15 protein-coding genes and 1 pseudogene are annotated in these 22,640 nt (G+C 34.9%); 8 read left to right on the forward strand and 8 right to left on the reverse strand.

The genetic code is table 11. The annotated features are described in order from the left end of the window. Both FGF67_RS17715 and FGF67_RS15960 read left to right on the forward strand, forming a co-directional pair. Positions 1-117: pseudogene (locus FGF67_RS17715) on the forward strand (IS30 family transposase); the annotation flags it as partial. A gap of 40 nt (positions 118-157) precedes the next feature. Next, a complete protein-coding gene (locus FGF67_RS15960; protein WP_139698763.1) occupies positions 158-1,258 on the forward strand; it encodes a glycoside hydrolase family protein in 1,101 nt (366 codons plus the stop codon). Positions 1,259-1,461: 203 nt separating this feature from the next. Here FGF67_RS15960 and FGF67_RS15965 read toward each other — a convergent pair whose 3' ends face one another. The 7 genes from FGF67_RS15965 to FGF67_RS15995 form a co-directional block, all read right to left on the reverse strand. Further along, a complete protein-coding gene (locus FGF67_RS15965; protein WP_139698764.1) occupies positions 1,462-1,800 on the reverse strand; it encodes a DUF4870 domain-containing protein in 339 nt (112 codons plus the stop codon). A gap of 74 nt (positions 1,801-1,874) precedes the next feature. Further along, positions 1,875-2,060 carry a YgaP family membrane protein gene (locus FGF67_RS15970; RefSeq protein WP_199240703.1) on the reverse strand — a complete coding sequence of 62 codons (186 nt, stop codon included), beginning with the start codon at positions 2,058-2,060 and terminating at the stop codon, positions 1,875-1,877. A gap of 57 nt (positions 2,061-2,117) precedes the next feature. Then, entirely contained in the window at positions 2,118-2,423 is a 306-nt protein-coding gene (locus FGF67_RS15975) for a hypothetical protein (RefSeq protein ID WP_139698766.1), read from the reverse strand. A gap of 13 nt (positions 2,424-2,436) precedes the next feature. Then, entirely contained in the window at positions 2,437-5,631 is a 3,195-nt protein-coding gene (locus tag FGF67_RS15980; RefSeq protein WP_139698767.1) for an efflux RND transporter permease subunit, read from the reverse strand. Between the two features lie 107 nt (positions 5,632-5,738). Further along, the gene (locus FGF67_RS15985; RefSeq protein ID WP_139698768.1) at positions 5,739-6,812 is read right to left on the reverse strand and encodes an efflux RND transporter periplasmic adaptor subunit; all 1,074 of its coding nucleotides are present in this window, start codon (positions 6,810-6,812) and stop codon (positions 5,739-5,741) included. Between the two features lie 9 nt (positions 6,813-6,821). Then, complete coding sequence (locus tag FGF67_RS15990; protein WP_139698769.1) at positions 6,822-8,135, reverse strand: TolC family protein; 1,314 nt, start codon at positions 8,133-8,135, stop codon at positions 6,822-6,824. A 151-nt stretch (positions 8,136-8,286) separates the two neighbouring features. Continuing rightward, complete coding sequence (locus FGF67_RS15995) at positions 8,287-10,320, reverse strand: FlgO family outer membrane protein (RefSeq protein WP_139698770.1); 2,034 nt, start codon at positions 10,318-10,320, stop codon at positions 8,287-8,289. A 135-nt stretch (positions 10,321-10,455) separates the two neighbouring features. Here FGF67_RS15995 and FGF67_RS16000 point away from each other — a divergent pair, with 135 nt between their 5' ends. The 6 genes from FGF67_RS16000 to FGF67_RS16025 all read left to right on the forward strand — a co-directional run bounded on the left by FGF67_RS16000 (position 10,456) and on the right by FGF67_RS16025 (position 18,946). After that, complete coding sequence (locus tag FGF67_RS16000; RefSeq protein WP_139698771.1) at positions 10,456-12,291, forward strand: sigma 54-interacting transcriptional regulator; 1,836 nt, start codon at positions 10,456-10,458, stop codon at positions 12,289-12,291. Between the two features lie 187 nt (positions 12,292-12,478). Beyond that, the gene (locus FGF67_RS16005; RefSeq protein WP_139698772.1) at positions 12,479-13,033 is read left to right on the forward strand and encodes an OsmC family protein; all 555 of its coding nucleotides are present in this window, start codon (positions 12,479-12,481) and stop codon (positions 13,031-13,033) included. A gap of 69 nt (positions 13,034-13,102) precedes the next feature. Beyond that, positions 13,103-16,516 carry a 4Fe-4S binding protein gene (locus FGF67_RS16010; protein ID WP_139698773.1) on the forward strand — a complete coding sequence of 1,138 codons (3,414 nt, stop codon included), beginning with the start codon at positions 13,103-13,105 and terminating at the stop codon, positions 16,514-16,516. A gap of 288 nt (positions 16,517-16,804) precedes the next feature. Then, a complete protein-coding gene (locus FGF67_RS16015) occupies positions 16,805-17,836 on the forward strand; it encodes a c-type cytochrome (RefSeq protein ID WP_139698774.1) in 1,032 nt (343 codons plus the stop codon). Between the two features lie 2 nt (positions 17,837-17,838). After that, positions 17,839-18,516 carry a Tat (twin-arginine translocation) pathway signal sequence containing protein gene (locus tag FGF67_RS16020; protein WP_139698775.1) on the forward strand — a complete coding sequence of 226 codons (678 nt, stop codon included), beginning with the start codon at positions 17,839-17,841 and terminating at the stop codon, positions 18,514-18,516. Positions 18,517-18,532: 16 nt separating this feature from the next. Beyond that, on the forward strand, positions 18,533-18,946 hold the full coding sequence (locus tag FGF67_RS16025; protein WP_139698776.1) for a DsrE family protein: 414 nt from the start codon (positions 18,533-18,535) through the stop codon (positions 18,944-18,946). A 53-nt stretch (positions 18,947-18,999) separates the two neighbouring features. On the opposite strand, the gene FGF67_RS16030 is transcribed toward FGF67_RS16025, so the two are convergent. After that, positions 19,000-22,443 (reverse strand): tetratricopeptide repeat protein, encoded by a 3,444-nt coding sequence (locus FGF67_RS16030; protein WP_139698777.1) that lies wholly within the window; start codon positions 22,441-22,443, stop codon positions 19,000-19,002. Positions 22,444-22,640: the final 197 nt, after the last annotated feature.

Here is a 22,640-nt window from a genome sequence, read left to right on the forward strand (position 1 = left end):
TCAATCAAAAGAATAAAAGAAGTTGAAAAATTACTAAATTACAGACCTATTAGAAAGTTTAATTATAATAACCCTATTGAAGTCCTAAATAATAAGTGTGTTGCACTTATGGGTTGAACTCAGCTTGTAATTTAAATCACATAAATGTATATAAGACATGATAAAACAAAAATTACGTTGTTCACTATTCGGTTTTCTATTATTTTCTTTAATCTCATTAGGGCTCCCGTTGGCTATGGAGGCTCAAAACACAGATACTTACAACTTAACAGCTGCTATGCAAGATGTGTCTGAAGACAATATTTTTCACGATGATGAATATTTCAATTGGGGGTCCACCATCATAAAAAGTGATGATGGTAAATACCATTTGTTTTATGACCAGATGCCAAGAAAACATGGGTTTTGTTCTTGGTTAACAGATGGCATCGTATCGCGAGCGGTCTCTGATAGTCCAACAGGCCCTTGGAAAAAAGTACAAGAGGTTTTAAAGGCACGAGGTGGTAGTTTTTGGGATCAGTATACGGTACACTGCAGTAAGGCCTACAAATTTGATGGCAAATATTACCTCTATTATATGTCAACTAATTCAGGTAATATGAATTTAACGCAAGAGCAACTTGAAGAAATTAGGCATACGGGATGGAAACCTGGTAACCTAAGAAATATGCTGCGATTAAACCAACGTATCGGAGTTGCAGTCTCTGATAACATTGAAGGACCTTGGAAACGTTTTGACAGACCCGTATTTGAGCCTCAACTCCCAATTGCCAACCAATCAAATAACGTTACAGTCACTAAACGTCCAGATGGTGGTTATTTAATGATTATTAGAGGGGATCAACCAGATCAACCATTTGATAAAATTATTAGAATGCAGGCTGTCTTATTAGCAGACAACCCGATTGGTCCTTGGAAAATGCAACCTAAACCTGTTGTTATAAATTACAACTCAGAAGACCCAGAAGTTTGGTATGACACTGAACGTAAGCGCTATTATAACCTGTATCATGCATTCGGTTATATGGGAATGATTACATCAACCGATGGTTTAAATTGGCAACGTGCAAAATATTATAAAGTTGCAGACAAAGCTTATAAAACAACCGATGGCAATGTAGTACCTGTTCAACGTTACGAAAGGATGGGTATATATATGGAAAATGGCAAACCTTTAGTCATGACAGGAGGAATTTTAACGATAAAAGATGGTGTCGTCGATACGTATTCATTGTGTATTCCGCTTAAGCAAGATTAATTGACAGCTCAAAAAAAACTTACACAATGGAGAGCATCATAGTACCGATCCCCTCTCAAAAAAAATATTTAAAACCCTAGCTTCAGGTTTAAAAAATAATAAACGCCCACCAAATTAGTGGGCGTTAAGTTTATCTCATACTAACTAAACTAACCAATAAAATTAAGAGATAATAAGAATATTTTATTTTTTTTCTTTATTCATTAACTAATAAAATTAAAAGATAATGGGTAGGTTGGTACCTCTCCTTTACTCGCTTTTACTGCATTAACAATAGGAAAAACGACAGATATAAGGCCAAGAATTATAAAGCCTAACAACCCTAGTCCAAAAAATAATATTAACGGAATACATATCAAACAATAAATCATAAGACTTAATTGAAAATTAACTATGTTTTTTCCGTGAGCATCCATTTGATACACTTTATCCTTTTGTGTTAACCACAACACTAAGGGTAACAATAAACTACCAAAACCTAGCACCAAAGTAACTAATTGGCTTAAGTGTGTGATGACTATTAATTGATTATCTTGCCTCATGATGGTGTTTTTTTGATTGATTTACATGTATATGACGCAAAACCATCAAAAATGTTACACCTCATGAATTAAAATCAATCTTTTATGCCTAGTTTTTCCAAAATCGTGTCCATTAAACACCATTTTGTTAAGGACGACTGTAATAAATTGGCACCTACAAAAGCTGTAAACCATAACCAGTTAATGTTTACATATATGGCTAACAACAAACTAACTAATATAAAAGTTCCTGCTATACCTCTTACAATTCTATTTTTCATAATGCTTAGATTTTAAAATGACTAATTTTTTATTGATATCAAAAAAAATGATATACTTTACATAAATTTCTCAATAGGTACCACTGCTACTCTAAGTGGATTATTGGTTTCTAAATGTTTGTTGAATTCCTTTATTAAAACAAACAAGACCTCTATATGTGGAGCATCGGTAAACGAAAAAAACATGATGGACTGATTTCCACCGCGCTCGGCTCCAAACCAATTAGACACAGATTCGTTTTCATTACCAAATTTATAACCATCAATTTTTGCTTCACTAAAGTGATGTATCTCAGCTTGCCTAAAGAGTTTTATAATCTCTTTATGAAACACTTCTACGGCCGTTACCATTACTAATTTCATTGGCTTTATGTTTTTATTTATAGTTTTTACGTTCAATCATATAATACACCAACGGCACAACCAACAGCGTTAGGACCGTAGACACTATGGTTCCACCCATAAGCGATATGGCTAATCCTTGAAAAATAGGATCAAAAAGAATAACAAATGCTCCAATAACTACCGTACCCGCTGTGAGTAAAATAGGGGTTGTTCTTACAGCACCAGCTTCAATAGCTGCCTGTTTAAGAGGTATACCTTCTTCTAAGCGCAGATTTATAAAATCAATCAATAGTACCGAATTACGCACCATAATTCCCGCTAGAGCAATCATACCAATAAATGACGTTGCTGTAAAAAAGGCGCCCATAAGCCAATGTCCTAAAACAATTCCTATAAGGGATAACGGAATAGCTACCATCATAACAACAGGAGCTTTAAAGTTTTGAAACCATCCAACAATTAAAATATAAATGAGAATAATGGCTCCTAAAAAGGCAATTCCTAAATCGCGAAAAACTTCAAGGGTTATTTGCCACTCTCCATCCCATTTTATAGTGTAATCATCTTCGTATTCGGGCTGCCCCAAATACATTTCATTAATGGTATACCCCTGTGGTAATGGAATGTCCTTTAACTTTTCTTCCATACCCAAAATAGCATATGCCGGACTTTCCAATGCACCAGCCATATCTGCCATGACATACACCACACGTTTTTGATTCTTTCTATAAATACTTTTTGCACTGGCTGTTTCAGAAATATCTACCAAATCTGCAATAGGGACTAAATGCCCTTGTGAAGATTTCACCTGTAATTGTGAAATATCTGGAACCGTAGATTTTTCCTTTTCATCAAGCGTTAATACCAAACCTATTTGGGTCACGGCATCTTCATCATAAAGTGTAGTTAATGGCTTATTAGATAATGCCATATGCATGGTATACGCAATCTGCTTAGGGGCTACACCATATAACATCGCTTTTTCTTTATCTATAGTAAACTGATATTCTACCTGATCAGCTTCAACCATCCAATCTACATCTACTACATCAACCGTGTTATGTAGAATTTCCTTTACCTGATTAGCCACTTCCATTTGCTGGGCATACTCGGGTCCATAAACCTCAGCCACTAAAGTAGATAACACTGGTGGGCCAGGTGGCACCTCTACTATTTTTACATTGGCATTATATTTTGAAGCAATATTTTGAATATCTGGACGTAACAAAGATGCAATATCATGACTCTGTGCTGAGCGCTCTCCTTTATCAACCAAATTCACTTGAATATCGGCCATATTGCTTCCACCACGCAAATCATAATGACGTACCAACCCATTAAATGTTATAGGTGCCGATGTACCAATATAATTTTGATAATTTACAACCTCTGGCCTTGTTGCAAGGTATTGTGAAATTTCTTTAACAACTACAGCTGTGCGCTCTAAAGTGGTACCTTCGGGCATATCAACAACCACTTGAAATTCATTCTTATTATCAAACGGTAACATTTTCACAGCAACAGACTTTGTAAAAAAAAGCATCATAGACCCTAAAAGCAACGCAAACGTTAACCCTAAAAACAACCAGCGCTTTTTAGAATTTTCTATTAAAGGACGTTCAAACTTGTCATAAATCCTATAAATATAGGTGTCTTCTAATGCCTTTTTTGGCTTTTCCGTAGCTCCCGCTTTTTCTTTTTCTCGCAAGAAAATATACCCTAAATATGGGGTAATGGTTAAGGCTACAAACAAAGATAAAATCATAGCTATTGAAGCTCCTATTGGCATAGGCGCCATGTAGGGTCCCATTAAACCAGAAACAAAAGCCATTGGTAAAACCGAAGCTATAACGGTAAATGTTGCCAATATAGTAGGATTACCTACCTCATTAATGGCATATAAAGCCGCTTGCTTAAAAGGTAACCGCTTCATTTTAAAATGCCGGTGCATATTTTCGGCTATAATAATGGAATCATCTACAACAATACCAGTAACAAACACTAAGGCAAAAAGCGTGATACGGTTTAACGTATAATCTAACATATAGTAACTAAGTAGGGTCAATGCGAAAGTGATGGGAACCGATAAGAACACCACCAATCCGCCACGCCACCCCATAGCTAGCATCACTACAAAAGTTACTGCTATGATAGAACCTATAAGATGTAATAAGAGTTCTGATACTTTATGGGAAGCCGTTTCTCCATAATTTCGGGTAACCTCAACATGTACATCATCAGGAATTAAGGTTTTACGCAAATGATCTACCTTGTCAATAATCACATCGGCTATTTTCATCGCATCAGCCCCTTTTCTCTTAGCTACCGAAATAGTCACCGCTGGATACTCTGAATTATATTGCTCAGCTTTTTCACTAGCTTGACCAAAACCTAAACTAACATAATGTCTTGGCACTTCTGGGCCATCAAGAATAGCAGCCACTTGTTTCAAATAAATTGGTTGATTTTGCTGTACTCCAACAACCAAATTTTCAACATCAGTTACCGTTTCTAGAAACTTACCAGTGTTTACAACGAACTCGGTATCATTTTTATGGAAAACCCCTGAATTCAATTGGACATTATTCGCTTTAATCATCTCTGAAACTGACAAGAAATCTAGACCTGCTGCGGCTAACTTATCTTTATCTAAAACCACGCGAACTTCACGTTGCCTTCCTCCTATTTTGTGTGTAATAGCTACATCATTAACTTTTTTTATTTCGGCTTCTAACTCCTGAGCCATTTGCCCTAGTAGATAATCACTATAGTGTTGACTCCATAAGGTTAAACCTAGCATAGGAACATCATCAATAGCCCGAGTTTTTACCAACGGAAACGTAACGCCCTCTGGCATTTCATCCATGTGTTTGTTAATCTCATTATAGAGTTTTACAAAAGAACGTTCAATATCTTCACCCACGTAAAATTGAACAATCACCATGGCTTTTTCTTTCATTGATGTAGAATACACATACTCTACGCCTTTTATATTAGATATTAATTGCTCCAGAGGCTTTACCACTCTAGATTCAACTTCAGTAGGGCTCGCACCTGGATACCCCACAAAAATATCAGCCATTGGCACATCTATTTGAGGCTCTTCCTCTCGCGGAATTAAAAACGAACTATACACCCCTATAACCATAAAAACAATCATCAAGAGCACTGTTAGCTTAGAATTCATAAAGACCTTAGCTATTTTTCCTGCAAAACCTTCTTTCATATATGTATTTTTTTGGGCGTTTAAACGGGCTATACATTACAATCTTTTTTTGCCATTGAGCTAAGCAAAAAAAGGATTTTCACTGCTATCCCTAACGCAACGTTTTGTTATTGAATAGACACTTTGGCGCCGTTATATAATTTTCCTTCAGCCGAAATAATGTAACTTTCATTAGCTTGTAACCCAGATAGTACTTCTACATCCTCTCCAAAAGTTCTTCCCAACCGTAACCATCGTAATAGGGCTGTATTACTTTGACTTACAGTATAAACACCAGAGAGCTGTCCCTTATTAATAATGGCTGTTTTTGCTATTAAAACCATACCACTTTTTGTTTTTCGCTCCACAGGAAATTGTACAGTGGCATACATTCCAGATAAAATTTTTGCTTTGGTTTTATCCAACCCTATTTTTACTAAATATTGTCCTCCTGTTTGCACTGCCGATGTACTTACCTCATCTACTTTTCCGGTTATAATTTGGTTTGCAGCCTTTACATGTACGTTAACTTGTATGCCTTTTTTTATTTGAGAAATTTCACTTTCTGGAACCCTAGCCAATACTTCAAAAGTATCGGGTGACTCTATAGCAATTAACGCCTGCCCAGGATTAGCCATATCACCTTTTTCAATAGTTTTTCTAGTAACAACACCGCTAAAAGGTGCCGTAATATTGGTGTATTCAAACTGAGCATTCACCTCATTTTTCATTTGTTTAGCGCCTTCTAAACGCGCTTTGGCCATTTCATAAAGAGCCGTCATGTCATCTAACTCTTTCTGTGAAGCGCTCTGATCTTCAAACAAACTTTTAAAACGCATATAATCTTTTTCTGCATTTGTAAAAGCAGCCGTGGCTTCTGTGATATTAGCATCTACTTGAGCCTTTTTAGCCTGTAAATCGGCATTATGAATGGCTACTAAAAGCTGTCCTTTTTTTACTGAATCACCAATATTAACAGGAACACGGTTTACATACCCCATGGCTCTGGTGCTTAACGTGGCACTATTTACGGCTTTTATTTTTCCACTAACAGACAAAAACGAGGCATTGCCATCTGTAACCTGATGAACTTTTACCGATATGGCTGGCTCTGTATTTGAATGGTCTTGTTTATTTTCACTGTTACAATTAAAAAACAATAAACTAACAGCTAAAGTGAGTATGGTATATATTCTTTTCATTTTCAATGTTTATTCTTTGGTTAAATATTCTAGATATGCTTGCGCATAATTGTATTCATAAATAGCTTGGTAATAGGCTAATTCCTTTTGTGCAAATTGAGTTTCAGCCAACAGTAAATCTGACATTTTTTCTAAACCTTCTTCAAAACGGTTTGTTCTAATTCTTAAGGACTCTTCAGATTGTTCCATAGCTAATTTTGATAACTTAATATTGTTATCTGCATCCCGTAACATACGTCTGGCTTTATTCAATTCTAATTGGCTCTTTGAAACATACTGATCATATTCCAACTTAGCTTTTTCATATGCTGCCTTGCTCTTTTTAGCTTTACCAAAACGTTTTGTACCATCTAAAACAGTCCAACTTAATTGAGCTCCAACCACATAGCCACTTGCCCCACCTTGAAAGATATTTTCATCATAAAGTTCATAGCTACCAAAAGCATTTAATGTTGGTAAAAAACTTAAATTATCTGAGGTATGTTGGGTTTTATAAGCCTGCGAAGCCATTGCCATTGCTTTGATATCAGCACGTTCCTCTGGCACTGTTTCTATGATCCGCATTTGCAAAGTATTTAGCACAAGCTCATCAGATGGTTTTAAAATCAAAGACGCTTCATCATTCATTAAAAAAGATAAATAATTAGACGCATTATTAACATGGCTTTTAGCCATTTGAAGTTGGTTAGTCACCTCTATAACTCTAACTTCAACAGCCAAAACATCGGCACGTTGCATATACCCCTGCTTAAAACTATGATTAGCTAATGATTGGTTGGCTTGCGCTGCTTTCATAGCTTTTTCTAAAACAGCAACACCTTTATAAGCTAACTGAAGTTGCATGTAGGCTTTACGAACTTCAAAATTCAGATAGTCTGATGTTCTCTCTGTTTGTAAAGACATAGCTTCCATTGTACTTTTAGCGGCTTTCCTTTGATAAAATCCATCAATGTTTAAAAGCGGCTGCTTAACTTCTATAAGTGTGGCGAAATTTTGTGTTTGTTCTGGATTGTTAAGTAAATTCGGGTCAAAATCGGAGGTTGTAAGGATGCCTTGATTTAATTTAGAACCAAAAGCCATCAACGGATTTGTGGTAGCTAGCCCAGTATGAGATACCGTAATATTTGGCAAAAACACCGCATTGGTTTGTCTGTAATCTGCTAGTGCTTCATTGAAATTCTCTTTTGATATTTTTAGCGTATGATTGTTTTGATTTACTTTTAAAAGGACTTCATCTATAGAGATCTCAGTGGTATTTTGTCCTTTAACAGACCAAGCAAGGCTTAGGACACAACATGTAAAAACACCTAAATACGTTTTCATAATATTAATTTTAATACTACAAAAGTATAGTGGTGTTTTTTACTCGAAGTAACCTTAGTTACTTAACGTTTTTACATTGTATAAAAACAGAAAATATTAGAACACAAAAAATCAAAATGTATAGCAGTAATAAAAACCTAAAGATGAAGAATTAAGGAACCCTATTCAATAAGGCTATAAAACGGGGGTCATTGTGAAGCGATTTAAATTTAACATCCTGTTTGAGTCCCCAAAAGAAAAGACCTTGACCACCAAACTCATAATCTTTCTCTAAATATTTTATAGCATTTTCACGATCGTCAAGCCCAATATAAATAGTGGCTATCATATAGGCTGGCACATAAACCAATTTATTTTTATTGAGCTGATATTCTAAAATAGCCTTGGCTTTATCAAACGCACCAATCATACCATAACAATAGCCCAGCAACCAATTGGTATTTGAAGCTACACTTCTTGAGGCGAGAATCTCAATAGCCTCTTCATACCTTCCTAAACCCGAAAGATTAGATGCTTTTATCCATTTTAGCATATTGTCATTAGGAAATTTTATTAACGATTTATTCATTAAATCGATTCCTTTTTGAAATTCATTTAAGTAATAATAAGCTTGTCCCATATCGCCAATATATTTTGTTGATAAGGGATCTAACTTTAAAACTTGATTAAAGTTCTTTTCCATAAGCTCTATATTGCCTTCAAAAGCATAAATCCATGCAAGTTTATTGTAGGCTCCCACATAACTAGGGTTAAGCTCAATAGCTTTTTTTAAATACCTTATAGCGGTTTCTTTTTCATATTTATAGTAACTTATAGCTCCTAATGCTCCAAAGGTTCCGCCATCATTTGCATTAATAGCCAGAGCGGTTAATGCTGGTGTTGATGCTAGTTCTAACATTTTTTTGGGCGATTCCCTACCCCAAAATATATATTCCATATAAGTTTCAGCTACACCTACATAAGCTCTACAAAACTCAGGGTCATATTCAATGGCTTTTTTAAATAAATTCTCTGCTTTTTTAAGCTCTTCAACCTTTCCTCCACCTCTGTGAAAATACATTTGTGCCTCCTTAAATGCGGTATAAGCTTCTGCATTTTTTGTGGGTTCATTATCTATTCTTAAAACTTCACCTTCGCTTAATGTTATTTGTAATGCGCTAGCAATATCTCTGGAAACGTTACTTTGAATCTTGAAAATTTCTATTAGAGGGTTATCATAATTATCAGCCCATAGGTTTTTATTATTGGCTGCATCAACTAGGTTGGCATTTATGCGAACTTGATTATTATTTACCCTTACGCTACCTTCTAAAATATAATTCACGTCAAGCTCTTTTGCTATTTCCTGTAATGTTTTTTTAGAATTCTTATAATGCATGGCCGAAGCTCTTGAAATAACTTGTAAATTTTGAATCTTTGAAAGATGTGTTATAATATCTTCAGTAATACCATCGGCAAAGATATCTGGTTGGTCATCGTTATTCATATTAGCAAAAGGAAGTACGGCCAAGGTGGCTTCTTTTATATGGTTATCATCAATATTATGCATCATGAAATAAACCAGACCTAAAATTATGACTGAAAGTACCCCCAAAACATATAAACTTTTCTTCCTATACTTTTTATACTCTTCAAAATCTTTTGGCTTCGTTTTTCCTAAAAGATCTTCCTTTTTAGGCACCACAAGGTTTCCATTAATGATTGCAAAAATGGGAATAACCCGATTAACATTCTTGAATTCAACGGCATCAATAAACTGTGTTTTTATGCTATTCTTATTTCGTAATTGATCGTTCACTTTATCAGATATCAAAATAGAACCTGCAACACCCAAAGATTCAACTCTTGATGCTACATTAACGGCATCGCCAATAATATCATCTTGAGACTGAATAATATCACCCACATGAATACCTATACGAACTGGAATTTTTGGCTCCTCAGAAAACGCTTTTTGTAATTCAATGGCACACTCTACAGCTTCCATGGTACTTTTAAACACACTAAGCGTACCATCACCAAAATATTGAATAATTTTACCATTATAAGCCTCTGTAGTTATTTCAAAAGCAGTTCTATGACGTGTTCTTATTAAAACCGCTTCTACCTCATCTTGCTGCATTAAAGAGGTATACCCTTCAATATCAGTAAACATTATGGCTGCAAGTTGTCTCTGACTTGGCATTTTGGTTATAGGTTAGGTATTACTAATTTAATCAATTATCATGAAACAAGATGACTATCAAAAAAATTACGTGCCTTAAACCTGACAAATAATTAATATCTTTAACTTTAGGTTGCCAACTAAATTTTAATAAAAGTGTCTAAAAATCTTGAAGATTTCCTGTCTAATATTTCTTTTTTCTCTGAGGTTTCTAAAACATCATTAAAACAGCTAGCCAATCAGCTTAGCGATGATTTTTATATAAAAAACGAAACTATTTTTGAGAAAAATACTGTAGGTCATACCATGTATGTTATTCTAAACGGTACTGTTAAGATTCATGATAAAGACCATGTTTATGATACTCTTTCTACGGGTGATTGTTTTGGAGAATACGCTCTAATTGATAACGAAACACGATCAGCATCAGCAACAGCCCTAGAAAAGACAACGGTTTTAAAAATTGAACGAGAGGCATTTATAAACCTTATGAAACATGATATTGGATTTTCGCAAGGTATTTTGGCAGCCATGATTAAACGTCATAGAGAATTAGATCTGATTCAAGAACGCTTGGCCTCATCTAAGCTGGAAATTGAACGTACTAATAACAAAATAAGTGGTTTAATAAATGGTGCTATGGATGCCATTATTATGTTCGACACGCAATTTAAAATAGTGTTAACCAATCCATCAGCAAATCTATTATTTGAAAATGAAGATGTATTGCAGCGCAATGTGTTATTCTTTTTTGATGAACAGAGTGCTAACCTCATTGAAACGCTTGTTGAATCTGGAATTGCCAATGCATCTACTGTAAACAACTATTTACCTGATACTATTACGGTAATCGGATCAAAAGACACGCATACAATCAATGAAGGTACCATAAGTAAATCTGGGCATGGTTCTGAAACTTTTTTCACACTTATTTTAAGGAATATTGAAGAGCGTCTCATAACAGAGGACAAAATTAAACTGCTAACAAAACAAACGAAATATCTTGAAGAAGAGATAAAAGAACTTACCAGCAGCTATGGCATCATTGCAGCACATCATAGCATGAAAAAAGCTCTAAATCTTGTTCATCAAGTTGCTAAAACAGATGCAACCGTTTTAATTCATGGCGAAACTGGAACTGGAAAAGAACTTATTGCCCGAGCTATTCACAAAGAAAGTAACAGAAATGATAAACCGCTTATTAGAATTAATTGTGGTGCCATTCCTGCCAACTTAATAGAAAGTGAATTATTTGGTCATGAAAAAGGCGCTTTCACAGGTGCAACTGTGAGTAGAAAAGGTCGATTTTTATTAGCAGACAAAGGCACTATTTTTTTAGATGAAATTGGTGAAATGCCTTTAGAGTTGCAACCAAAATTACTTCGTGTTATTCAAGAAGGTGAATTTGATCCTGTTGGAAGTTCAGAAACGATTAAAGTAGATGTAAGAATTATTGCTGCTACACATAGAGATCTGCTAGAACGTTCCCATTCTGGGAAATTTAGAGAGGACCTGTTTTACAGGTTAAATGTTTTCCCTATTGAAGTTCCTGCCCTTCGTGATAGAGAACAAGATATTTGCTTAATTGCTCAAGAAATGATTAACCTGTTTTCAAAAAAGTTGCATAAAACTACCATTCATCTTACTAAGGCAGACAAAGCCCTTCTTACCTCATATCATTGGCCAGGAAATGTAAGAGAACTTCAAAACCTAATAGAGCGTGCCGTTATTGTTTCTGAAAACGGCATGATTAACTGGCAAACTATAATTCCTAATACCCTAGTATTACATCATAAAGATGCACCTGTTAGCAATGATAGAGTATTGACGTCAAAGGAACTTATAACTTTAGAGAAAGAAAACATTTTAAAAGCATTGAAGCAAACAAAATGGAAAATTTCGGGTAAACAGGGAGCCGCAGAATTACTACAAATACCACCAACTACTTTAGCTTCGAGAATAAAAGCGTTAAAAATAGAACGCCCCGTTTAAAATTCACGAAATCTCATTAATCAGGTAACGATATTTCATAAATAAACGAAATATCGTAAGCATTTTACATTCAAACAAACAATGTATATTGTTGATTTTAAGACAGTTAACTAGTTTGGCACAGCATTCGCTTTAAACAAGTCAAACATTTAAAAATCAATTAATAACACATTAAAATTCAGAAAACATGATTTCAACAGCAAATGTAAAAAACGGCGTAAACGTAGATCAGTTAGTTGCAACTATTGAACACATTCAAGCACAACCAGAATTAGCAAAATTTGAATTTAGAGCTAAGAATAATTGGATAGATGGAGGTCATTGCGTGAGCAGTGTAAAAGAATTTTATGGAGCAGGTCAAGAAGACACAACACGTGCAAAAACCTTCTCTATGGAATGTAGTCACCCACAAGTATTATTAGGACAAGATGAGGCACCAACACCTCCTGAGGTTGTATTACATGCTTTAAGTTCCTGTTTAACTGGCGCTATGGTATATCATGCCGCTGCCAATGGTATTGACATTGAAGGGGCAGAATCAAGCATTGTTGGAAATGCCGACTTGCATGGTTTTTTAGGATTAGATCCAGAAGTAAGAACAGGCTTTAATGGCATTACGATGCGATTGAAAGTAAAATCGGATGCCCCAGCGGAACAACTTGAAAAATTAGCAAAATTCTCACCTGTATTTGACATGATTTCAAATCCTACTCCAGTAAAGATAGAAATAATCAAAGAGTAAATTCCCCCTCATACAAGGTTGCTCCATGCGGAACAACCTTGTTTTTTTAACAGTTATAATAAAAAAACAATGAAAACTTCAACGTCTAGCATCTTAACAGCCAATGAAGCTGTAGCACAAATAGCTTATAAAACTAACGAGGTTTTTCCAATATATCCTATTACCCCAGCTTCTGACATGAGTGAACTTATTGAGCAATGGCATGCCGAAAACATCCCCAATAGTTTTGGTAACTCTACTTCTGTTTTTCAAATGCAAAGTGAGTCTGGCGTTGCTGGTGCCATGCATGGTGCCCTACAAACAGGAACACTAAGCACTACATTTACGGCTTCGCAGGGCTTATTGCTCATGCTCCCTAATATGTATAAAATTGCAGGCGAACTCATGCCTAATGTTATTCATGTGGCTACGCGCTCTATTGCTACACATGCGCTCTCCGTTTTTGGAGATCATAGTGATGTTATGGCGGTTCGTCAATCAGGATACGCCATGCTTAGCAGTGCTTCAGTGCAAGAAGCCCATGACTTGGCTTTAATTGCACAAGCTGCTTCCTTACAAGCCCAAATACCTTTTATTCATTTTTTTGATGGTTTCAGAACCTCTCATGAATACAGTAAAATTAATGTAATTAACGACCATATTATTCAAACATTAATCAATCAAAATGATATCAAGCATTTTAAATCTCGTGCTTTAAATCCTAATTCACCAACAATTAAAGGAACGGCTCAAGGGCCTGATGTGTTTTTTCAAAGTCGGGAAGCTATTAATTCCTTTTATGACGCTTGTCCTGATATTGTGACGCATAAAATGCATGAATTTGGAACACTAACGGGACGATTTTATCAGCCTTTTGATTATTACGGACATCCAAAAGCAAAACACATCATTGTAGCAATGGCGTCATCAACAGATACCATAGAAACAACAATAAATCAATTAAATAAAGAAGGAAAACAATATGGCTTAATAAAAGTTAGATTGTTCAGACCGTTCAGTATAAAACACCTTTTAAAAGTACTTCCAAAATCGGTAACATCGGTAGCTGTTTTAGACCGAACTAAAGAACCTGGAAGTACAGGCGAGCCCCTATATTTAGATATTATTCAAGCCATTGCTACCGCCCATCAAAATAAAGAAATTCACCGATTACCTAACATTATTGGAGGACGTTACGGCTTATCCTCAAAAGAATTTACACCAGCCATGGTAAAAGCTGTATTCAATAATTTAGAGCAAAAACGCCCTAAAAATCATTTTACTGTGGGGATAAATGACAATGTTACCCATTTGAGTCTTCCTTTTTCGGATGAATTTGAGGTTGCAGATTATGAGTTTCAAGCTATCTTTTATCAAGAAAAGTCAACAGAAATAACAACTAGTTTCATAAATACGTTAAAACGTATAGGCTGCGAACAAAATATACAGGTTCAAGCCTATACGGCCTGCGATTATAAAAAATCTAATACCTTACAACTTACCCATCTTCGTGTAGATTCTAGAGACATTAAAGCGCCTTATTTAATTGAAAGGGCAAATTTTATAGGCTGTCAAAACCCAGAAAACAAACATATTGAACACGCTGTAAACCACCTAAAACCTAAAGGTACACTTTTAATAAGCACCTCAAAAACATCAAAAGCCATATGGCAATCCTTATCTAACAGTATACAAAAGCAGATTAAGGATAAAAACATGGAACTATTTGTAGTAAACATCGAAGAAATTAAACTGCATAATTTTAACCTTATAGATGGTATTTCAGAATTTCACGCCTGTTTTCTGGCATTAAATAAACGCTTCTGTAAGGATGAAGACATGAAGGTTTTATCTGAATTTATTTATAAAGTAGACACTTCAAAACCATCACAAGAATTTGAAAAGGTCAACCACTTTGACGCCGCATTTCTTAATAGTTTACTAGGACAACTATTACAACAAAAAGGAAATGATGTTCCTGTTAGTTTACTCCCCACAGATGGCACATATCCGTCTAACACATCTATATATAGCCCTGCTATAAACACCCCATATACACCTGAGTGGGACACTGATTTATGTACGCAATGTGGGTTATGCAGCATGGTATGTCCTCAAGGCGCTTTAAGAATTAAAGTATTTGATGATTCTACAAAGTTAAAGACTCCAAAAGCATTTAAACAGATACCTTCAATTGATTTTGATACAATGAACTACGCCTTAAACATACATCCTGATCAATGTAATGCTTGTAATCATTGTGTTGATGCGTGTGAACCTCATGCATTAAAGTTAGTTCCTCAACACACCAAAACATTAAAAGAACATTGGGATGCCTTTGAAGCTATTCCTGAATTTGATCGTACAAAAATTGATAACAACAAAATGAGTCAACAACAACTTCAAGAGCCCTTATTTAAATATTCTACAGGTGTTAAAGGCTGTGGTGAAGCGCCTTATTTAAAGTTAATATCTCAATTGTATGGTGATAGGTTACTTATAGCAAATGCCACAGGAGCCAGTTCAATTTTTGGTGGAGCGCTACCAACAACACCTTGGTCAAAGAATAGGGATGGTCTTGGTCCTGCTTGGTCTAATTCACTATTTGAAGATAACGCCGAACTAGGTTTAGGCTTCAGAATGTCATTAAATCAACAAGAAAAGCAAGCCAAAAATTTACTGGAGAAGTTGAATTTACCACTACATCATGATTTAATTTATGCCATAATACATGCTAAACAATCCGATGAATTTGAAATAAACGAACAACGCAAACGCATTACCAAATTAAAAAACATCTTAAAAAAAGAATCGTCTACAACAGCTAAAAAACTGTTGCATACAGTTGATAGTTTAGTAAAAAAGAGCGTTTGGATTGTTGGTGGCGACGGCTGGGCTTATGATATTGGTTATGGTGGTATAGATCATGTTTTAGCTTCTGGTGAAAATGTAAATATTCTGGTATTAGATAACGAAGTTTATGATAACACTGGGGCTCAAGCTTCAAAATCCACGCCATTTGGAGCATCGTCCAAATTTGCTTTTAATGGAAAACAAAAGCAAAAAAAAGATCTTGGAAGGTTAGCCATGACCTATGATAACATATATGTAGCCTCGGTTGCTATGGGTGCCAACCCCGAGCAAACATTAAAGGCGTTTACAGAAGCAGAGTCTTTTGATGGTCCTTCAATAATAATAGCCTATTGCCATAGTCAAGCTCATGGTATAGATATGACACAACCTAGCCTATACCATAAAGGAGTGGTACATTCTGGTCTGTGGTTATTATACAGACGTGAACCCAGAAAACAAAATAGTTTTGTACTAGATTCTAAAGCGCCTTCTATTACAATTGAAGATTATTTAAAACATGAACAACGCTTTTATAAGTTCTATAATAACACGTCGGGCTGGCAGAAAACAGATACCACCCAATTGCAAAAACAAATTATTATGCGATTTAACAAGTACATGTCTTTTACATTAAACACCCATTTAATTTAACTGCCATGTACTTAAATTAGAGCAAGATTCTGAATATGCGCTTTACTCAAAGCCATATTTAAAATAAAACTAAAAACAACAACAATAAAATGAAACGTATTTTTTTGTAAATTAGAGTATTAGATTAAGTGTTCATCCCTCTCTCTAAGATTTGTTTACACCGTAGTCACAATCTTAATCTATAACAAAAGCATGCCCTAAATTTTTATCTGCTGAACTATTACTTCTTAAGTCGAGGTAAACAACTATTTGTGCTCCATTTCTTTACATGCTATATCAACTGTTTAAATGAAAAAAGACCATTCACATAAAAAACTTATTAAGATTGTAGTTATCTATTTTGGAAGCATTATAGTAATGGCATTTCTATTTATGCTATACTGTTTTGGCGCCATTCCGTCAGACATATTTCAGGCGAAAGAAAATCTACCCAGTTATTACTATATGGATTATGATGCCTCTGTTTTAAATGATTCAAAAGAAAATGAACTATTAAAATATGGCATGGCACTTTTTCAAAAAACCCCGCAATACATAGGCCCTGACAACGGTAATCCTGAAATGATTTATCAAGGGAATCGGTTAGCCTGTAAAAATTGTCATCTGAACTCTGGCACAAAAGCGTATTCGGCTCCTTTGATTGGTATCATTCAGCGGTTTCCACAATTTAGAGGAAGAGAAAATAAAATAGGTACTATTGAAGAACGTATCAATGGCTGCATGGAACGCAGCATGAATGGAAAAATACTTCCAACAGATGGCAAAGAAATGAGAGCTCTTGTTGCCTACCTTAATTGGTTAAGCCGCTATGCTCCCAGTGATGGAAATATTAAAGGTAAAGGTTTTTTAAAAATTAAGATTCCTAACCGAGCGGTAGACCTTGACCATGGTAGAGTCGTGTTTTTTAAACACTGTATTGTATGTCATGGTACAAATGGTCAAGGTGTCAAATCTGTTGATGGGTACACTTATGAATATCCACCGCTATGGGGTGAAAACTCATTCAATCATGGTGCTGGAATGACACGTGTAATAACGGCCGCTCAATTTATAAAAGGTAATATGCCCTTTGGAACAAACTATTATGCCCCTGTATTAACCGATGAAGAAGCCTATGATGTGGCTGGATTTATAAACAGTCAAGATCGACCTAAAAAGAGTCATCCTGAAAAAGATTTTCCAGATTTAAAAAAGAAACCTGTTTCAACACCATACCCGCCCTATGCAGATAGTTTTCCTGTTGAGCAGCATCAAAAAGGCCCTTTTCAGCCCATTATGGCTTATTATAAAGAAAAATTCAACATCACAAAAACCAAATAATTATGAAAACAAATGACAGTAATTCAAGAAGACAATTCTTAGGCGCACTTGCACTAGGTGCAACAGCTAGTACCATTTCTGTACTCGCTAATCCAATCTATGCCAATTCTAACATTTTTGATGATAAAAAAATGAATGAAACAGAAGATTGGTTTGACAAAATAAAAGGCACACACCGTGTTGTTTATGATGGTTCTACACCTCACATGGGACTCCCTATTCTTTGGAATTGGGCTTTTTATCTAAGTAACAATTCAACGGGATCCCCTGATAGTGATATTACCGCCATGACTGTAATACGTCACAGTGGTTTGTGCATAGCTTTTAATGATGATTTATGGGCCAAATATAAACTTGGTGAATTTTTTGGCGTTAAAGATTATACGGGTGATTTTGCCGTAAGAAACCCATATTATGAACCGAAAGATGGAGATTACCCCATTAACGGCCCTGGAGGGTTAAAAAGTTTACACGAGAGAGGAGCTATGTTTTGTGCATGCGATTTGGCAACCAAAGTGTATAGCAATAAACTAGCTGAAAAAATGGGATTAAATCCAGAGGAAGTATACCAAGATTGGATTGACGGCATGCTTTCTGAAGTTAAGCTGGTGCCATCAGGTGTTTGGGCACTTGCACGGGCGCAAGCTCATGGATGCGGCTATATTTTTGCTGGCGAATAAATAAAAAGCGATTATTATGAAAATTCTTTTAAATTTATTAATGACCTGCTTCATAACCTTTTTTAGTTTTGCACAAATGAAGCCTGTAAAAATTGTTTTTGATGTTACAAGTGGTAATACCAAGGTACATCAATCTACTGTTAGGCATGTAAAAGCCATGTCTCAGGCTTATCCTGAATCTAAATTTGAAGTTGTTATGTATAGTGGGGCTATGAATATGGTGCTTAAAGACAAATCTGTAGTGGCTAAAGACATAGAAAATCTTGTAAAAAATAAAAACATAGATTTTGTAATTTGTCAAGGCACCATGAAACGCCACAACGTAGATGACTCACAAATAATTACAGGTGTTAAGTCTGTTCCCGATGGAATATTGGAGATTGTTTCTAAGCAAAGTGAAGGTTGGGGCTATATCAAAGAAGGCCAATAGTTTTTAAATCAGGCATAAAATTTAGGGAGGTGTCTCTAAATTTTATGCTTATATTATTTTGTGTCAATCGTATTTACTTTATCCCAATCTGTTGGAGGTCCTGAAAGTGTAAACTCGGCAGATTTTGTAACAAAATATTTGGCTACTTTATCTTCTGGGTTTTTGGTTAACACTTTGTCAAATGCTGCCGAAGCTCGAGGAAACTCCTTGTTAAAGAAGCAATTCAATCCTTTTTCATAATCCCTTAATGTTGCTTTTTTTAGCTTAATACAAGTGGCTTCATCGCCATCAAAACATTCGTAAATATCTACCACATCTTTTTTCCCCTTTACCCGTACCTTTCCTAAATATCTAAAATTGAAGTCATCCTTATTTTGAATACTATCAAGGCTTTCGCCACTAATAATAATTTTAGCTCCAAAATATTTGGTTACCCCTTCCATCCTAGACGCTGTATTCACCGTATCTGAAATAATAGCTGTATCATTTCTATGCGTATCCCCAATAATCCCCATAACCAATGCACCAGTGTGCAACCCCATCCCTACAGATAATACAGTATACCCATCTTTCTCTCTTTGAATATTATACTTAGATATTTCTTTTTGCATCTCTATGCAGGCCTGCAAAGCATTGTTTGCTGTTTTTGGAAATAAGGCCATAATCCCATCCCCTAGATACTGATTTACAAACCCCTTGTTCTTTTGAATTTTGGGTCCCATGCGCCCTACATAAGCATTCACAAATTTAAAGTTCTGTTCTGGGCTCATAGATTCTGATAAGCTGGTGTAATCTCTAATATCAGAAAACAATACAGTAACTTCCTTTTCTTTATGATCTCCCAAAACCACATCGGTCACAGCTTCTCGTCCCACTGATTTTAAAAACTCAGTAGGCACAAATTTACTGGCGGCTTTATGTATACCATGAAGGTTTAAATGTGTTTTTATTCTGCTTAACAACTCATTTTTAGAAAAAGGTTTTGTCAAATAATCGTTAGCCCCAACATTAAAACCAATAACCAAATCACTCACCCTATTTTTTGCAGTTAACAATACTATAGGCAACTCACTTGGCAAATAGTTTTTTCTTATCTCTTCACAAACTTCATAACCTGACATGTTTGGCATCATAACATCTAAGAGTATGAGATTAAACATTTCTCCTTTCTCTAAGCGCTCTAAGGCTTCTTTTCCACTATTTGCTTCTTCAACATGATAGCCTGCAATGCTTAAATGGTTTTCAAGAACACGTCTGTTAATAGATTCATCATCAACAATTAAAATGGTTATTTCTGATGTTTTATCTATTGATTCTTTTTGAATTACTGCAATGGAATCGTCCTTAAGCTCTTGAATATTAGGACTAGAGTTATAGTCAAAATGAAGTTCGGTACGTTTTTTATCACTTAAGGGTATGGTAAAAACAAAATTTGATCCTTGGTTAATTTCAGAGTGTACTTTAATAGTACCACCATGCAACTCTACTAATTGTTTGGTAATAGAAAGCCCCAAACCAGCACCCCCGTACTGTCTTTCAATTGAAGCGTCAACCTGTTCAAAAGACTTGAAAATTTGTTGAAATTTATCCTTTGAAATCCCTATACCCGTATCTGAAACTGAAATAGCGAGCATGTCATTCTCTTGAGAAACACTCATTTTTATTTCACCTTTTTCAGTAAACTTAATGGCGTTGCCTATTAAATTATAAAAGATTTGTTGCAATCTATTCTCATCAGCATTTACCAATAAAACATCCCTTGGAATAGTGTTTATAAAATGAATTGGTTTTCCTTTTGCTAAAGGCGCAGATACTTTTAAAACCAAATTGACCAGCGGATATAAATCCACCGGTTTTACATCAAGATTCAAATCTTTATTTTTCAATTTAGAAAAATCTAAAATATCATTTACCAAGTTTGATAAACGTTTCCCGCTATACATGATCATTTCTAAATTTTCAATGTCTTTATCTGGTAATTTGCCTGCTAAATTATCTTTTAAAGATTCTGATAAACCAATAATTCCGTTTAGTGGGGTTCTTAATTCATGTGATGTATTGGCTAAAAACTCATCTTTTAACTTATCTATTTTCTCTAGCTCTGCTACGCGTTGTTTTTCAATGTCCGTTTTTCGTTGTTCTTCAAGGAGTTGCAACTTTTTTTCTCTATTAGAAATCTTAATTCTCTGAATGGTTTTATACCTATGAAACAATAAAAACGAGACTATAATGGTAGCCACAGCAACAGCAATCATAATATTTCTGAAAACGGTTTGTTCTTTAAGTTTCAATTGTGAAATCTCTGATTCTTTCTGTAAATTAGATATGGCATTCTGTTTTTGTTCTAAATCAAATTTAGCCTGAAGTTCTTGAATTTGTCTAGACTTAACCGTATTATACAAGCTATCTTTTACTCTCAACAAACGTTTACTAAACTGATAGGCTTCCTTAAAATTTCCTGTTTCAGAAAATAACCGTGATAATAAAACGTAGTTTTCTTTTGATTTTTCTTTATCGCCAATAGCTTCTGTTATAGCTAAAGAATTTCTTAACCATACTTCGGCTTCTGTATAATTTTTTAGTTCTAAATAATTCTTACCTAATTCATGATAACTAAAGGAAAGTTCTCTTTTTTGGTTTAAACCTTCTCTTAAGTCTAAAGCTTTTTTATGATACATTAAAGCATCTAAATAATTACCTTTTAAATTTGATACTTTACCTAGAGACTCATAATCATAAGCCATACCCCAAGTACTATTTAAAATTTTATCTAAACTTAAAGCCTTATTGAAATAAACTAACGATGTATCATACTGCTTAAGTAATAAATGAGCATCACCTATATTATAATTGCAATTAGCCATTTCTGTTCTGTTGTTTAACCTTTCAAAAACAGCAAGCGCCTCATTATACATTTCTATTGATTCCCTTACCTTTCCTGTTTTTTTAAGTCCCTCACCAATAGCATTCAGTGTGGTTGCTTCTCCAAAAACATCTCCTACTTTTCTGTATATATTTAAAATGTCATGATAAATTTTTAAACTTTCTTCATTGGCTCCTTGATCATCAAGAATAATGGCTTTTTGATATAAACCATTGGCTATTTCCTTTTCATCTTTTTGCTCCTGAGAAAATGTAATGTAGTCATTCAAATAATTCAATGCTTTTATATAATTTCCTCGTTGCCGCTCTAGCACAGCATATTGATACTTAGCCAAAAAGCTATATTTCACAAGATTTTTTTTCTGACTAAAAACCCTGAGGCTATCAATATATTTTTCTGTCAGTGTATCATTTGATCTGTTATTGAGATATTCCCATGAAATATTTTTTATAATATGTGCCCGTACGTCATCTTCCGTAGCTTGTTGTAACGCATTCTGAAGACTGTCAAGTGTTGGTGTCTGGCTAACGGAAACATTAACCAATGTTATAGCCAACAATATGAAGAATATGTTCCGCAATCTAAATATAGTATGATTGGTTAATGAAAACATAAAGTTAAGTTTTAATCGTTTAAACTGAAAATCAAGACGGTATTAATCTCAGTCATAAAAATGGTTTAAAACTCCAGGATAGCGTAAAGGGTAAGGTATTTGTATGTTGTAAAGTTAAGGGCGTGGTAAAAAAAAATCCTCAATCTAATAAAAGATTGAGGATTAAAAAAGGCGGCGACCTACTCTTCCACAAGTGT

This window comes from Allotamlana fucoidanivorans (genome assembly GCF_006265225.1).
In the GTDB taxonomy this organism is placed as follows: Bacteria; Bacteroidota; Bacteroidia; order Flavobacteriales; family Flavobacteriaceae; genus Allotamlana; species Allotamlana fucoidanivorans.